A 15153-nucleotide genomic window follows, 5' to 3' on the forward strand; every position below is an offset into this window, starting at 1 on the left:
AGCCCCTTACTGGCGCCGGTCATTTGACATGGATCCAGAGTTGCCGGTTGACTGACTCGCTGGGCCATAAAGCTGGCTGCCAATGCAACTACACGAACCTCAAGGGGTGACTAGACTCGGTATTCATTGGAAACACTCCATAATAAAAACCGAGGTTCCTAGCCGTGACTGTCGCTCCCGTCCAATCGCCCCATAGCGTCAAAGACCAGGTCAGTGCTGCCGAGTGGCAAACCCGCGTCGATCTCGCTGCCTGTTATCGTCTGGTGGCCCAGCATGGCTGGGACGATCTGGTTTTTACCCACATCTCCGCCAAAGTGCCGGGCACCGAAGACTTCCTGATCAACCCGTTCGGGTTGATGTTTCATGAAATTACCGCGTCGAGCCTGGTCAAGGTGGATCAGGCCGGCAACAAGCTGATGGACAGCCCTTACGAGATCAATCCGGCGGGGTACACCATCCACAGCGCCGTGCATGAAGTCCGTCACGATGTCGTCTGCGTGCTCCACACCCACACGGCTTCGGGGGTTGCCGTGTCGGCACAGAAGCAGGGGGTCTTGCCGATCAGCCAACAGTCGTTGTTCGTGCTTTCCAGCCTGGCCTACCACGCCTACGAAGGCGTGGCGCTCAACCATGACGAGAAAGTGCGGCTGCAGGCCGACCTCGGTGAAAACAACTTCCTGATGCTGCATAACCACGGTCTGCTGACCTGCGGCAGCACCATCGCCGATACGTTCCTGATGATGTTTACCTTCCAGCGTGCCTGCGACATTCAGGTCATGGCGCAAAACGGTGGCGCGGAACTGATCGCCATCGAACCGCAGATTCTGGCCGGCGCCAAAGCCATGATCGCGGGTGTCACCAGAAGTACTCAAGGAATGGGCGGAGCGCTGGCCTGGCCGGCGCTGCTACGTAAACTCGATAAACTGGACCCGGGTTATAAACTCTGATGGAACTCGCCGAGATCCCCCTGTGTGTCTGGCGCAAACGCAGCCAGGAGTTCGTATTCCATGGCCAGAGCATCCGTTACTGGACAGCGGGGCAGGGTGAGCCGCTGTTGCTCATTCACGGCTTTCCGTCCGCCAGTTGGGACTGGCATTACCTGTGGCAGCCATTGACCCAGCGTTTTCGCGTGATTGCCTGTGACATGCTGGGTTTCGGCGATTCGGCCAAACCGGCGAATCACCAATACAGCCTGCTGGAGCAAGCGGATCTGCAGCAGGCACTGCTTGAGCACTTGAATGTCGAGCAGCCGGTGCACCTGTTCGCCCACGATTATGGCGACAGCGTGGCCCAGGAACTGCTGGCCAGGCATTACGAATCGAAGGTGGAACTGGCCAGTTGCGTGTTTCTCAATGGCGGGTTGTTTCCAGAAACCCATCGCCCGGTACTGATGCAAAAACTCTTGCTCAGCCCTTTGGGCTGGATGATTGGCCGCGCCTTCAGCCGTGATGGTCTGGTGAGAAGCTTTCGACGGATTTTCGGTCCGCAGACCCGTCCCAGCGAAAGCCAGATGGATGACTTCTGGAGCCTGGTCGAAAGCCATCGCGGACCACGGATCATGCATAAACTGATCGCCTACATCCCGGAGCGACGCGTGTGGCGCAACCGCTGGGTGAGCGCGATGCAACGCGGTGAAGTGCCGCTGCGGGTGATCGATGGCGGGGTCGATCCGGTCTCCGGTGTACACATGGTCGAGCGTTATCGGGAGCTGATCCCGGACGCGGACACGGTGGTGTTGCCTGACATTGGCCATTACCCACAGATCGAGGCACCCTGCGAGGTGCTCAAGCACTACCTGGCGTTTCGCGATCAACTGCTCTTGCCGCCGCGCAAGGTGGCGTGTTCCTGAGCCTTGGATTGAACTGTTGTGGCGAGGGGGCCTGTCTATTTCTCCATCAATCATCCCCCAGCCTTATTGCGCACCATTCAGCCTCCCCCGTGTTCATTGTGACCGGCAGCGCCGTGCCTGAAACTCGGACTCATTGTCACTTGGCCTGCTGGAGTCCCCCCATGAATGAGTCTGTGCGCTTCGAAGATAAAGTCGTGATCATCACCGGTGCCGGTGGCGGCCTGGGACGGGCGCATGCACTGCTGTTCGCCAAACAGGGCGCCAGGGTGCTGGTCAACGATCTTGGCGGCTCGGCCCAGGGTGAAGGCGCCAACGCTTCGGCCGCCGACCGCGTGGTCGCGGAGATTCGCGAGGCCGGCGGCATCGCCGAGTCCAACCACGACTCGGTCACCGACGGCGACAAACTGGTGCAAAACGCCCTCGACGTGTTCGGTCGCGTCGACGTGGTGGTCAACAACGCAGGGATCCTGCGCGACAAGACCTTCCACAAAATGGAAGACGCGGACTGGGACCTGGTTTACCGCGTTCACGTCGAAGGCGCCTACAAAGTCACCCGCGCCGCCTGGCCGCACATGCGTGAACAGAATTACGGCCGGGTGATTTTCACTGCGTCGACCTCGGGCATCTATGGCAACTTCGGCCAGTCCAACTACGGCATGGCCAAGCTCGGTCTCTATGGGCTGACCCGCACCCTGGCCATCGAAGGCCGCAAGAACAACATCCTGGTCAACGCCATCGCCCCCACCGGCGGTACGCGCATGACCGAAGGCCTGATCCCGCCGCAAGTCTTCGAACAGCTCAAACCGGAGCTGGTCAGCCCGCTGGTGGTGTACCTGGCCAGCGAGAGCTGCCAGGAAACTTCCGGCCTGTTCGAAGTCGGCGGCGGCTGGATGGGCAAGGTCCGCTGGGAGCGCAGCCTCGGTGTCGGGTTCGATCCACGGGCAGGTTTCTCCCCGGAAGACGTGGCGGCGCACTGGCAGCAGATTTGCGATTTCGAAGGCGCGGCGCATCCGAAGGACAACATCGAAGCGCTGAAGGAAATGATGGGGAATTTGCAGAGGTATTCTTTGTAAAGAAAGTTTGAAAGAGGAGAAAGCTTAGGTGCTTGCTCCTCTTTTATTTACCTGTTCTAGACTTTAAAGCCAGTTTTCCCGTTATCTGACCGCCACTGTTTTATTGCATTTATCACACCTGTCGGGCTATCCTCAACACCCTCTCTAGGGTCATACAAAATGCCTGTGCCATCGGGATGCTCTGAAGTGGCAACAATGTTTTCAACAATTGCATCGTGTTCTTCTTCAGAGGCGTAATTGCCTTCGAACAAGCGCTCGATTAAAGCCATGTATTCGGCTTCTGTGTATTCTTCTAATTTGTTTTTAAGAGTCATTTTTTACTCCTTTTGTCTTTGCGTGAATTTGGATATGCGATTTAGGTGTCATGATTTGGAGATTGTCCATGTCGTAGACTTCGCCACCTTCCCCGATTGGGATGATATGGTGGATTTCATACTTGATTCTCCTACCCACTTGATCTTGAGGGGAAGTAGCTGGAGCGAGTCCCTGCTTCATGTCCATTTGCCTTAGTTTTGTAAACTGGCCGCTCAGTAGCTCATCGTTACTCACAGCCTTCCAAAATTCACTCCGGAAATTTTTAAATGACGAAAACCTCCGTCCTCGGAGTTTATCCGCAATCTGCGCGGGGATCGGTGCACCTTCGGGCATTGAGGCAGTCCTCATCCAATTTTCAGATACTAACTTTCCAGCACCGCTAGATGCACCGGGTTCGCTCCGCCGATCCCTGAACATCACAAACTGCGGCGGAATACCCGAGTCAGTCGGGAATATGTAAATAGATCCGCCAAAACTGTATAGATCCAGTTCCGGGTTTGTATCTATCCTTCCTTCGAGGGCGGTTGCGGTTGCGCCGGTGTAGGGGGCAGCGACCGGTTGTTCCACAGGAAGAGCCGTTGACGCATTGCCCGGGCTGATAATTGGCGTCCATGTCATTCCGGGGGACCGGGCGTCCGGGGTCTCGCTCCTGTAAAGGTTTAGAACTGGATCATAGGTGGCGAGCCGCACCGGCACTTTGCCAAGCACCGTTGTGCCATTTGCAACGGCAACAGCGAACTCCGTGGTGTTTTCCGTGGTTTTGGAGCCCATGGCGACCGACAGTTCGACTTCACCATTGGTGTGGGCGATGGCATGCAACTCGTCGACATCATAGGCCGTGAGATCCGAGAGCGGCACGCTCAAGGCGTACGGTTCTTTGTTATCCCGTAGCGCGTAGTAAACCAGTGCTGCAACGCCAACAACTATCACAACGCCTGAAGCTGTTCCGACGACCGCTGCCAAAGCCGTGATTGCAGTGGCGGCGGCTGAGCGCACAGCAGTCCTGATCGCGAGGGTGGTTGCCGCATCGAGCGCTAACGTTCCCGCTGCAACTGTGAACACCGGACCGCTTGCCGCCGCCGCACCCGATATGGGAAACAGGCGAAGGCTTTGTGCGGTGTTCAGCGAGTCCATTGCATTGCGACGGGCTTCTTCCTCGGCTAACCGTTGATTTTCCAGGCGCAGCTCCTCGACTTGACGCTGTACTTCGGCCTCCGCTTCCTGGCGAGCCTGCTCCGCGGCGATGTACCGTGCGGCGGCCTCAGCGGCAATCCGGGCTTGCTCGGCGGCGACTCGTTCGGCTTCTGCCAATGTGGCTAACCGGGCCTGCTCTTGCGCAAGGGCTTGTGCTTCAGATTCCGCCCTGATTCGTGCCTGTTCAGCAGCGATTCGTTGGGCTTCTGCCGCTGCCGCTGCGGCTGCGGCTGCGTGCTCCTGATCAATGGCCTGTACGGTGGCCAACCACTTATAGACTTCAGCTTGTTGCTGGTTGAGCATCTGGATTGATAGCGTTAGCAAATTCGCTTCGTGGGCAGCTCTGTACGACGCGGCCCAATTCTGCATGGCAATTCCTTTTGGACTAACCTTACTATCGATGCTCCGCGCTTTTCGATAGTAATCATGAAAGTCTTTATTGAGCGGGTTATCCCCAAAGAACTGGTGGGAAAGCAGAATTTTTTGATGTGCTTCAGCGGTCTTTCTGGCAATTAGCGTGTGGCGCACTCCTAACTCTCGAGTTATTACCTGCGCAGGAGGAAAGGGGGTGAGTGGGGCCTTCTAACCGCGTTGCGGCCAGATCTTGCTCTATGGATTGTGCTATTTGTTCTGTACGTGTTTGAAACTCCTGATCAGTTCTCATGCTGTGAGTAGTATGTTCCCGTGAATTGGCTACTACGTTATGGGGAATGCCAAACATTCCACTGTGAGGGAGGGTTGGGAATGTTCCGCGAATTATGGGTATGTGGGGAGGCGCTATTGCAGTTGTATGGATAGCTTCAGTTAATACCAATGGTGGAGGCTTCTGCATATTCATGTCCTTTTTGAATGTGCTTGATGAATCGCTGAGCATTAAATGCGCGAGAGTGGCTGGTAGTGATGTCCGTGTCACCGGCGAATTCTTGATACGTTTTAATTTACAGCAGACTCGCGGATGAATGGTCTGAGAAGGCTGTGAGTAATTGCGTAAGGAATTTGTGGGAATTTCGAGGGTAAGAATTAATTCTCTTTAAAAGATGGAAATTTCTTACGTGCTTACAGGAGGCGTTTTACACGAGCGGTTTGCCAGAGCTCTGTAAGAAACCCAATTAAAATGGTGAAATGGGTAGAGCTATTCGCTTCTCCAGTGCCGGCAAGGTCACGTACAGTGACCTTGCCGGTTTTTCAATGTCGGATCACAGTCCGGTTTTCGCAGGTGGTTCAGGGAAGTACTTGTGTACCAGCGCGGCCAGGTTTGCGGCTGTCTGCGCGTCTATCAGCCCATCGTGATTGTCCGGACGAAAATGCATCTGGAATGCCCGCACCAACTGTTTAAAACCACCCTCCATTGATGCCCCCGAAATATCGTATCCATAGGTTTTGAACAAACCCAGCAATTCGCTTCGGGCCGGGATGCCCGATGTCCTGTATTGGCACAAATACTTGTCCCGAGTGCTTTCATCGAACCAGGCGCCGATGCCTTTCAAGTACAGCGCCTGCCAGGGAAACATAGGCCCCGGGTCACTTTTGCGGCCGATCGAAACATCGGAGTGGCCCAAAACCTGCGTCGGCGTGATATCCGGGTAGCGCTTGAGGATGTTCAGCGCCAGTTGTTCAATTGCAGCAATCTGCTCGGGGTGGTACGGCGGGAAGGTGAATTCACCGTTGTTGTCAGTCGCCAGGTTGACGACTTCAATGCCGATGGACGTGTCATTCAGATTGCTGCGGTTACCCCACTGGCTGACGCCCGCGTGCCACGCGCGATAAGTTTCATCCACCAGACTGAATACTTCCTGCCCGGTATAACCGGCTCTCAGGTAACTGGGGTCGGTGATATCCGGAATCAGATAGTGCGCGCTGACATTCGGGCCGGTCAGGGCGCTGACAGAACTTGAAAAGTTAGCAGCCGTGTAGTGAAGGATCAGAAAGCGTACTCGACTGTTGACGCTTCTGGTCGAGCGATACTGGTTGTAGTTGATGGGTTTCATGGTTGCACTCGCAATAAGTAAGTTTGAAGTCGTTCGCCGACTTGCTGTTCAACTTAATGGCGTGAGTGCTGTTGGTGGTTACCTGTGCTTGTAGCCGTTTTCTGAAAGAAATGTAGGCGTGCGAAATTTTGTCTGGATGGTCAGGGTTACCGACTGGCAACCGTTACTCATCAAAAATCATTGCCCATAAAAAAGGCCGCTGCAAACGCAGCGGCCAAGGTAAGACGTTGGATCAGGAGCTACAAATCAACGTCAGTGAACATGGGGCGATAAACCGAATCTTCGATTCATCTGAAATCTTTCATCACGGCGCGAGCCGGCACATCGTGCCTTACGACGGTTTACTGTAGCAGCCAGATAAGAATAAGCCCTTGGTGTTGTAGGAAAAATACCAATTCCGGACATGCACTGTTGCAGTCCGGGCAACAGTCAGGAATCGGGCGCTCTTCGCCTGGATGATGCCCCGGTGCCAGTCATCCTTTAGAGGTACACCACGAATACCTCCTTGGTGCGCTTATCGACCCCGGTGCCCGGCAGTAGGGTGAGGCCTTCTGTCACTCACCGGGGAAGACGCATGACAAAAACAACAATGCGCGCCATCTTCACACCGCAGGCGCTGGCGGCTGCGGTCGCATTAGGCTGTTGCGCCCAGGCGCAGGCCCTTTCATTCAACATCGGGGAAATCGAGGGGACGTTCGACTCCTCGTTGTCGGTCGGCGCGAGCTGGGGCATGCGTGACGCAGATAAATCCCTGGTGGGCATTGTCAACGGCGGTTCCGGCCAGTCTTCGACCGGCGACGACGGGCGATTGAACTTCAAGAAGGGCGAAACCTACTCGAAGATCTTCAAAGGTATTCACGACCTCGAGTTGAAGTACGGCGACACCGGTGCGTTTGTGCGTGGCAAGTACTGGTACGACTTCGAACTGAAGGATGAGAGCCGCCCGTTCAAGGACATCAGCGATCACAATCGCAAAGAAGGCGCCAAGTCTTCTGGCGGACAAATCCTCGACGCTTTCGTCTACCACAACTACTCCCTCGCCGATTTGCCGGGCACGGTGCGCGCCGGCAAGCAGGTGGTCAGTTGGGGAGAGAGCACTTTCATCGGCAACTCCATCAACAGCATCAACCCGGTCGACGTGTCTGCGTTCCGTCGTCCTGGTGCCGAGATCAAGGAGGGCCTGATCCCGGTCAACATGCTGTTCGCCTCCCAGGGCCTGACGGAGAAGTTGACTGTCGAAGGCTTCTACCAACTGGAATGGGACCAGACGGTCGTCGACAACTGTGGCACCTTCTTTGGTGTCGATGTGGTGGCGGACGGCTGCAACAAGGGCTACACCGTCGCCAGCCCGGCCATTGCACCGTTGCAGCCGATTGCGGCTGCCTTTGGCCAGGGCTTCGAGGTCAGCAAGGAGGGCGTGATCGTTCCCCGTGGCGGCGACCGCGATGCCCGGGATTCCGGGCAGTGGGGTACGGCGTTGCGCTGGCTGGGGGATGACACCGAATACGGCCTGTATTTCTTGAACTACCACAGCCGCGGCCCGAGCGTCGGGACCACCACCGCCGGCCTCAGTACGCTGGCGAGCATTCCGGGGATCGTCGCTACCGCCAACCGCATCGCGCCTGGCACCGGTTCAGGCCTGGCCCAAAGTGTGATGCTCGGTCGCGGCCAGTATTACCTCGAATACCCGGAGGACATCCGCCTCTACGGCGCCAGCTTCGCCACCACGTTACCCACCGGCACCGCATGGAGCGGGGAAATCAGCTACCGCCCCAACGCCCCGGTGCAGGTCAACACCAATGACCTGACCCTGGCGTTGCTCAACCCTATCGCGGGTGGAGCAGCATCGCCCATTGCCACGTCACCGGGGGCCGACAACAAAGGCTATCGCCGCAAGGAGGTGACGCAGATCCAGAGCACCCTGACGCACTTCTTCGATCAGGTCGCGGGTGCGGATCGCCTGACGCTGGTGGGCGAGGCGGCGGTGGTTCGGGTCGGTGGTCTGGAAGCACGTACCAAACTGCGCTACGGCCGCGACTCGGTGTATGGCCAGTATGGATTCGGCGGTGATACCGACGGCTTCGTGACCTCGACTTCATGGGGTTATCGCGCCCGGGCCATCCTCGACTACAACAACCTCATCGCCGGGATCAATTTCAGGCCCAACCTCTCGTGGTCCCACGACGTCTCAGGCTTTGGCCCCAACGGTCTGTTCAACGAAGGCGCCAAGGCCATCAGCCTCGGTGTCGATGCGGACTATCGCAACACCTATACCGCGAGCCTCAGTTACACCGACTTTTTCGGCGGGGACTTCAACACCCTGACCGACCGGGACTTCGTGGCGTTGAGCTTTGGCGTGAACTTCTGATCTGGCTGATAAGGATGATTTCGATGCGCAAGACAATGTTGCAACTGGGCGCGCTGACCCTCGGGTTGCTGGCCGCCAACGTGATGGCCGCAGTGGCGCCGGAAGAAGCCAACAAGCTCGGCACCAGCCTTACGCCGCTCGGTGCGGAGAAGGCCGGCAATGCCGATGGCTCGATTCCGGCCTGGACCGGCGGCATCCCGAAAAACGCGGGCGCGGTGGACAGCAAGGGTTTCCTGGCTGACCCTTTCGCCGGCGAAAAACCGTTGTTCGTGATCACCGCGGCGACCGTCGACAAGTACAAGGACAAGCTCTCCGACGGCCAGATAGCGATGTTCAAGCGCTACCCCGAGACCTACCGGATTCCGGTCTACCCAAGCCACCGTACCGTGGCATTGCCGACGGAGATTTATGAGTCGGCCAAGCGCAGTGCGCTGAACGTAACACCGATCAACGACGGTAACGGTCTGGCCAATTTCACCGGCAATCGCTACTACGCATTCCCGATTCCGAAGAACGGCGTGGAAGTGATCTGGAACCACGTGACCCGTTACCACGGCGGCAATCTGCGGCGCACCATCACCCAGGCAACACCGCAGTCCAATGGCGATTTCACGGTGATCCGCTTCAAGGACGAGGTCGCCGTGCCGTCGTTGCTCAGCGATCTGAAACCGGGCAGCGACGATAACGTCCTCAACTACTTCAAGCAGGAAGTGACCGCACCGGCGCGGCTGGCGGGCAACGTGTTGCTGGTTCACGAAACCCTCGACCAGGTCAAGGAACCGCGCAAGGCCTGGATCTACAACGCAGGCCAGCGGCGGGTGCGGCGTGCGCCACAGGTAGCCTATGACGGTGTCGGCACCTCATCCGACGGACTGCGCACCACCGACAACTTCGACATGTTTTCCGGCGCGCCGGATCGCTACGACTGGAAACTGGTCGGCAAGAAGGAGATGTACATCCCCTACAACAGCTACAAGCTCGACTCGCCAGACCTCAAGTACACCGACGTGATCAAGGCCGGGCACATCAATCAGGACCTGACTCGCTATGAGTTGCACCGGGTCTGGGAAATCGTCGCCACGGTCAAGCCGAGTGAGCGGCACGTGTACGCCAAGCGCCACATGTACATCGATGAAGACAGCTGGCAAGTGGCGCTGGCCGACCACTACGACGGGCGTGGCCAGCTCTGGCGCGTTGCCGAAGGTCATGCCCAGTTCTACTACGATCACCAGGTGCCGGCCTACACCGTCGAAGCGCTGTATGACCTGATTGCCGGTCGCTATATCGCCCTGGGAATGAAGAACGAAGAGAAGCGCAGTTTCGAATTCAACATCGATGCAAAGGCGGGGGACTACACACCAGCGGCCTTGCGTAGCACGGGGGTAAGGTAGGTTTCCTACAGCCTCCTACATAAAAGGGTGACTTCATGGTCACCTTTTTTATAGAGGGCGATCAGTGTGTTGAATACTTCTTCAACAAGCGCTCGGGAGGGGGCTAGGGTGGCGCCAGAATTATAAAAAAAGGCGCACCACAATGACTGCAATGACGCACTGTCTGGACCGCCCTGGCTTCCTGCCCCGACTGTCGTCCCATCATCTGTCCCGCGAGCGGCTGATTGAGCCTATGCTGGTCTCGACTGCGCGGGTGAAGTTGCTTTGTGCACCGGCCGGTAGTGGCAAGAGCGCGTTGCTCACCGAATGCCTGTTGCGAGCGCCGGAGCACTGTCGGGTCTGTTGGCTGCCGCTGGCGGGGCAGCCGTTGAGTGCGGCGGATTTTCTGTTGCGCCTGACGCAAGCGCTGGATCTGCCCTCGGCGGACGAGCCGGGGCTGCTGGCGCATTTGGCCCGATTACAGGCGCCGACCTGGCTGTTTCTCGACGATTTCTGTCGCGCACCCAACCCGGAACTCGACCGGATGCTCGATCGCCTGTTGGCCGTCGCCAGCCCGACGGTTACCTGGTGGCTGAGCTCCCGTCGACGACCAGCCTGCAACTGGCCGCGGCTGCTGCTGGATGATGAGTTGTACGAGTGCGAAGGTCGGGCGCTGGCGTTTACCGAGGCCGAGGTCGGGCAGTTGCTCAGTCATGTCGAGCCGACCCTGGCAGCACAAACCGCCAAAAGGGTGGTTGAGCGCAGCGGAGGCTGGTGCGCTGGCGTGCGGATCGCGTTACTCAATGGTTGCCCGTGGGCGGGTGAGCAGGGGCGTTCGGCAACATTGCTCGATTATCTGCAACACGAGTTGTTCAACACCTTGCCATCGGAGTTGATTGAGGTCTGGCTGGTATTGGTTCATCTGCCACGCTTCAACGCCAGCTTGTGCGAGCATCTTTTCGGTATGGGGGAGGGCGCGCAGTGGCTGCACGCGTTGCAGGAAATGGGCTGCTTCATCGAGCCCTGGGAAGACTCCGTCGAGTGGTTGCGGATCTTCGAGCCACTGGCCCGGGCGATGCGTGAAGAGCCGACTCCGGCGGGGCGATCCTGGCACCGCCGCGCATGCCAATGGTTCAGCGCCGAAGAAGACTGGCAAGGCGCATTCGAGCAGGCGCTGCTGGCTCAAGAGTACGAAGTCGCTGTCAGCCTGTTGCAGCACTTCAGTTTCGAGCATTTGTTCCGGCGCGAAAATGTCTGTCTGTTGTTGAAACTCCACGAGCGTCAGCATGCTGAGCTGACCCTGGTCACGCCGCAATTGGTGGGGCTGGTTACCGCTGCGTTGTTGTTTGCCGGGCGCTTCGATCATGCCGCCGAGTGCATCGAGCAACTGGCACGATTTACCCCGCAGCCTACGGAGGCGCTGCAGCGGCAACTGCTGGCGCGCTGGCAGGCGCAACAGGGCTGGTTGCTGCATTTGCAAGGCCGCATGGAGGCGGCCCGCGCGCACTTTCTCGATGCGCTGGGCGAGTTGAGCGTCGATGCCTGGCCGGCGCGATTGTTGTGCCTGTCGGGCCTGACCCAGCAGGCGTTGCTCAACGCCGAACTCGATGCGGCACAGGCGTTCAATCGCGAGGCGTTGTGTCTGGCGCGCGCCCAGGGTTCGCTGTTGTTCGAAGGGCTGCTTGAACTCGATCACGCACAGTTGCTGGAGCTGCGCGGAGCGTCCCGGCGCGCCGAGAGCTTGTTGGCTGATGTTTTTGCACTGTTGTCCCGACAGGCTGATCGACCGACGCCGTTGTTGGGGCGAATTGCCCTGCGGCGAGGACGGCTGGCCCTCTGTCAGGGACAAGATGAGTTGGCCGCCGGTTTCTTCCAGTCCGGCCTCGAGGATTGCCTGCAAAGCCAGGACAAGCACGCGCTGTATGGCTTTCTTGGGCAAGCGCAGATAGCCGCGAATCAGCGCGATTACGCCCACGCGTTTGATCGCCTGCGCGAAGCCGAGCGCGTGATGCAGCAGCGGCAGATTCCCGATACCGTTTATCGTAGTGTGCTGCTGCAGATCAGCAGCCATTTCTGGCTGCAACAAGGGCGACCGGAGTTGGCCTGTGAGGCGCTGACCCGTGTTTTGCGTCACTATCGCGGGCCTCGTGCGCGCCAGGCGCCACCGGCCACGCTTCAGCTGATTGCCCGGGTGGAATACCAATTGGTGTTGGCACAACCCCATCTGGACCAGGCGCCAGACCCACTGGGTCGGCTCAGGGAATTGCTCGATCACGCACAACAGCACGCCATGTTGGCGCTGGAAACAGAGCTGCAACTGGCGCTATGCGAAGTGGCGGACCGGACGGGCGACACTGCGTCGGCCAAGGCTGCACTCGATGCGGGACTGGCGCTGGTGAGCCGCTGCAACGGGCAGCAGGCATTACGCGAATTGGCTTTGCGCCAGCCTGGTTTGCTCAGCCGATTACAGGGGGTGGCACCAACGGCGGACATGACCACCGACGCCAGCCTGTTGAGTGGACGAGAGCTTGAAGTGCTTGGCCTGATTGCTCAAGGCAACTCCAATCAGCAAATCGCCGAGCAACTGTTCATTTCATTGCATACGGTTAAAACCCATGCCCGGCGAATTCATAGCAAGTTGGGTGTTGAACGTCGTACTCAAGCCGTGGCCATGGCGAAGAAGATGGGGTTGATATTGCACGCGTAGCCGGCACAACCGCTGCGTTCAGAGGGGCGACGTGGCGGGATCGAACCCCATGCGCCAACTCACCGCTCGGGTGGCCGCCAACAAGCGCTGCGCAGCCGGACCGTTTTCATCGGCGTGAAACAGCGAGGTCGGCCCGACCACGGTCAGTACTGCCGCAATCTTGCCCATCGCGTTGAACACAGGTGCCGACAAGGCATCCACGCCGGGCATCAACAACCCATGCACATGATGCAGGCCCCTTTGACGGATCTGCTCGCACATCGTCGTGTACACCTGCGGATCGGCCAAGGCGTGGGCGCTGCTGTTGTGCAACTCCTGATCGCGCAGGTCCACGGTTTCACGTGCGGGCAGGTAAGCGCCAAATACCAGCCCTGTCGAAGAACTGAGCAATGGCAACACCGAGCCCAGTTGTGTCACCACCGTCACCGCGCGCACCGCCGGTTCGATATGCACCACGGTCGCGCCCTGATTGCCCCACACCGCCAGAAAGCAGGTTTCGTTCAAGTCATCGCGCAACTCGGCGAGCGGCAGGGCGGCGACTTTCAGCACGTCCATACTATTGAGTGCCGCCAACCCCACGCGCAGGGCTTCACGGCCCAGGCCGTAATGGTTGGTGGCAGCGTTCTGCTCGGCAAAGCCGCTGGCGATCAGGGCCTGCAAATAGCGGTGAACCTTGCTCGCCGGCATCTGCACATGTTCGGCCAGGCGCGACAGAGAAGTCGAGGGCGACAACTCGGCCAGAGCCTTGAGGATGTCGGTGCCAACCTCGGCCGAGCGGACTTTCTGTTTACCGTTGTTGTCGCTGGTTTTTTCCATGGTGGCGCTGTGATCCGGAAACAAATTGGCGTCTTTATAGCTTGACGGTGGATGTCGATCAAATTACGTTATGCGTAATCAAATTACGATAAAAACAACTCGGGCGTGCCTCGACCTCTGCATCAGAGCGAGCGGCCACGGCCGACTCCCTGTTCAGGAGGCTCCATGAACCCCGATTCAACGACGCCAGCGTTGGCTTACCTGTCAGGCTTCGGCAACGAATTCAGCAGCGAAGCGTTGCCCGGCGCACTGCCCGTCGGCCAGAACTCCCCGCAAAAAGCCCCGTACGGCCTCTACACCGAACTGTTCTCCGGCACGGCGTTCACCATGCCGCGCAGCGAGGCGCGTCGAACCTGGATGTACCGCATTCAGCCGTCGGCCAACCATCCGGCGTTCGTCAAGCTTGATCGGCAACTGGCCGGCGGCCCACTGGGTGACGTGACCCCCAATCGCCTGCGCTGGAACCCGCTGGACATTCCCGCCGAGCCGACCGATTTCATCGACGGCCTGGTGAGCATGGCCGCCAACTCGGGCGCAGAAAAACCGGCCGGGATCAGCATCTACAACTACTGCGCCAACCGTTCCATGGAGCGTGTGTTCTTCAATGCCGACGGCGAGATGTTGCTGGTGCCTGAGCTGGGGCGCCTGCGCATTGCCACCGAACTGGGTGTGCTTGAACTGGAACCGCTGGAAATTGCCGTACTGCCACGCGGCCTGAAGTTCCGCATCGAACTGCTCGACCCGCAAGCACGCGGTTACGTCGCCGAAAACCATGGTGCGCCGCTGCGTCTGCCAGACCTGGGGCCGATCGGCAGCAATGGCCTGGCCAATCCGCGGGACTTCCTGACCCCGGTCGCGGCCTACGAAAACCTGCAGCAACCCACCACGCTGGTGCAGAAATTCCTCGGCCAGTTGTGGGCGTGCGAACTCAATCATTCGCCGCTCAACGTGGTTGCCTGGCACGGTAATAACGTGCCGTACAAATATGACCTGCGCCGTTTCAACACCATCGGCACCGTCAGTTTCGATCACCCTGATCCGTCGATCTTCACCGTGCTGACCTCGCCAACCAGCGTCCACGGCCTGGCCAACCTCGACTTCGTGATCTTCCCCCCACGCTGGATGGTGGCCGAGAAAACCTTCCGTCCGCCGTGGTTCCACCGCAATCTGATGAACGAATACATGGGCTTGATTCAGGGCGAATACGACGCCAAGGCTGAAGGTTTCGTGCCAGGTGGCGCGTCTCTGCACAGCTGCATGAGCGCCCATGGTCCGGACGGCGAAACTTGCACCAAGGCGGTCAACGCTGAGCTCAAGCCGGCGAAAATCGACAACACCATGGCGTTCATGTTCGAGACCAGCCAGGTGTTGCGCCCAAGCCGTTTCGCCCTCGATTGCCCGCAACTGCAAAACACTTACGATGCTTGCTGGGCGACGCTGCCCGCCACTTTCGACCCAACCCGGAGATAACCC

The 15153-nt window shown here is 58.6% G+C and carries 11 protein-coding genes; 7 read left to right on the forward strand and 4 right to left on the reverse strand.

Annotated elements, in window-relative coordinates:
- Nucleotides 1–164: 164 nt before the first annotated feature.
- The 3 genes from AC06G5_RS04150 (at nucleotide 165) to AC06G5_RS04160 (ending at nucleotide 2922) form a co-directional block, all read left to right on the forward strand.
- On the forward strand, nucleotides 165–947 hold the full coding sequence (locus AC06G5_RS04150; RefSeq protein WP_480459005.1) for a class II aldolase/adducin family protein: 783 nt from the start codon (nucleotides 165–167) through the stop codon (nucleotides 945–947).
- Entirely contained in the window at nucleotides 947–1849 is a 903-nt protein-coding gene (locus AC06G5_RS04155; RefSeq protein ID WP_413421055.1) for an alpha/beta fold hydrolase, read from the forward strand. Before AC06G5_RS04150 ends, AC06G5_RS04155 begins: the two co-directional genes overlap by 1 nt.
- Nucleotides 1850–2010: 161 nt before the next feature.
- Nucleotides 2011–2922: an SDR family oxidoreductase gene (locus tag AC06G5_RS04160; RefSeq protein ID WP_480459006.1), complete on the forward strand. Its 912-nt coding sequence runs from the start codon at nucleotides 2011–2013 to the stop codon at nucleotides 2920–2922.
- Nucleotides 2923–2978: 56 nt separating this feature from the next.
- Here the strand turns inward: AC06G5_RS04160 and AC06G5_RS04165 are convergent, their stop codons facing one another.
- From AC06G5_RS04165 to AC06G5_RS04175, 3 genes are all read right to left on the reverse strand, one after another.
- Nucleotides 2979–3236: a bacteriocin immunity protein gene (locus tag AC06G5_RS04165; RefSeq protein ID WP_413703568.1), complete on the reverse strand. Its 258-nt coding sequence runs from the start codon at nucleotides 3234–3236 to the stop codon at nucleotides 2979–2981.
- Nucleotides 3226–4959 (reverse strand): S-type pyocin domain-containing protein, encoded by a 1734-nt coding sequence (locus tag AC06G5_RS04170; RefSeq protein ID WP_480459007.1) that lies wholly within the window; start codon nucleotides 4957–4959, stop codon nucleotides 3226–3228. The genes AC06G5_RS04165 and AC06G5_RS04170 overlap by 11 nt, the downstream gene beginning before the upstream one ends.
- A 668-nt stretch (nucleotides 4960–5627) precedes the next feature.
- Nucleotides 5628–6419, reverse strand: coding sequence for an N-acetylmuramoyl-L-alanine amidase (locus tag AC06G5_RS04175; RefSeq protein ID WP_480459008.1), 792 nt, complete (start codon nucleotides 6417–6419; stop codon nucleotides 5628–5630).
- 574 nt (nucleotides 6420–6993) lie between these two features.
- Here AC06G5_RS04175 and AC06G5_RS04180 point away from each other — a divergent pair.
- From AC06G5_RS04180 to AC06G5_RS04190, 3 genes are all read left to right on the forward strand, one after another.
- On the forward strand, nucleotides 6994–8787 hold the full coding sequence (locus tag AC06G5_RS04180; protein WP_413703565.1) for a DUF1302 domain-containing protein: 1794 nt from the start codon (nucleotides 6994–6996) through the stop codon (nucleotides 8785–8787).
- Nucleotides 8788–8810: 23 nt separating this feature from the next.
- Nucleotides 8811–10178, forward strand: coding sequence for a DUF1329 domain-containing protein (locus tag AC06G5_RS04185; RefSeq protein ID WP_413703564.1), 1368 nt, complete (start codon nucleotides 8811–8813; stop codon nucleotides 10176–10178).
- 142 nt (nucleotides 10179–10320) lie between these two features.
- On the forward strand, nucleotides 10321–12864 hold the full coding sequence (locus AC06G5_RS04190; RefSeq protein ID WP_480459009.1) for a LuxR C-terminal-related transcriptional regulator: 2544 nt from the start codon (nucleotides 10321–10323) through the stop codon (nucleotides 12862–12864).
- Nucleotides 12865–12882: 18 nt separating this feature from the next.
- On the opposite strand, the gene AC06G5_RS04195 is transcribed toward AC06G5_RS04190, so the two are convergent.
- Complete coding sequence (locus tag AC06G5_RS04195) at nucleotides 12883–13680, reverse strand: IclR family transcriptional regulator (RefSeq protein ID WP_413703562.1); 798 nt, start codon at nucleotides 13678–13680, stop codon at nucleotides 12883–12885.
- 165 nt (nucleotides 13681–13845) lie between these two features.
- On the opposite strand from AC06G5_RS04195, the gene hmgA reads away from it, so the two are divergent.
- Entirely contained in the window at nucleotides 13846–15150 is a 1305-nt protein-coding gene (gene hmgA / locus AC06G5_RS04200) for a homogentisate 1,2-dioxygenase (protein WP_480459010.1), read from the forward strand.
- Nucleotides 15151–15153: the final 3 nt, after the last annotated feature.

This window comes from Pseudomonas sp. WT-JTC (assembly GCF_056711565.1).

Bases quoted from the DNA above. Each gene is read 5' to 3' on its own strand.
- AC06G5_RS04155 (WP_413421055.1), top strand. From the start codon at position 947: ATGGAACTCGCCGAGATCCCCCTGTGTGTCTGGCGCAAACGCAGCCAG.
- AC06G5_RS04160 (WP_480459006.1), top strand. From the start codon at position 2,011: ATGAATGAGTCTGTGCGCTTCGAAGATAAAGTCGTGATCATCACCGGT.
- AC06G5_RS04165 (WP_413703568.1), bottom strand. From the start codon at position 3,236: ATGACTCTTAAAAACAAATTAGAAGAATACACAGAAGCCGAATACATG.
- AC06G5_RS04175 (WP_480459008.1), bottom strand. From the start codon at position 6,419: ATGAAACCCATCAACTACAACCAGTATCGCTCGACCAGAAGCGTCAAC.
- AC06G5_RS04180 (WP_413703565.1), top strand. From the start codon at position 6,994: ATGACAAAAACAACAATGCGCGCCATCTTCACACCGCAGGCGCTGGCG.
- AC06G5_RS04185 (WP_413703564.1), top strand. From the start codon at position 8,811: ATGCGCAAGACAATGTTGCAACTGGGCGCGCTGACCCTCGGGTTGCTG.
- AC06G5_RS04190 (WP_480459009.1), top strand. From the start codon at position 10,321: ATGACTGCAATGACGCACTGTCTGGACCGCCCTGGCTTCCTGCCCCGA.
- AC06G5_RS04195 (WP_413703562.1), bottom strand. From the start codon at position 13,680: ATGGAAAAAACCAGCGACAACAACGGTAAACAGAAAGTCCGCTCGGCC.
- hmgA (WP_480459010.1), top strand. From the start codon at position 13,846: ATGAACCCCGATTCAACGACGCCAGCGTTGGCTTACCTGTCAGGCTTC.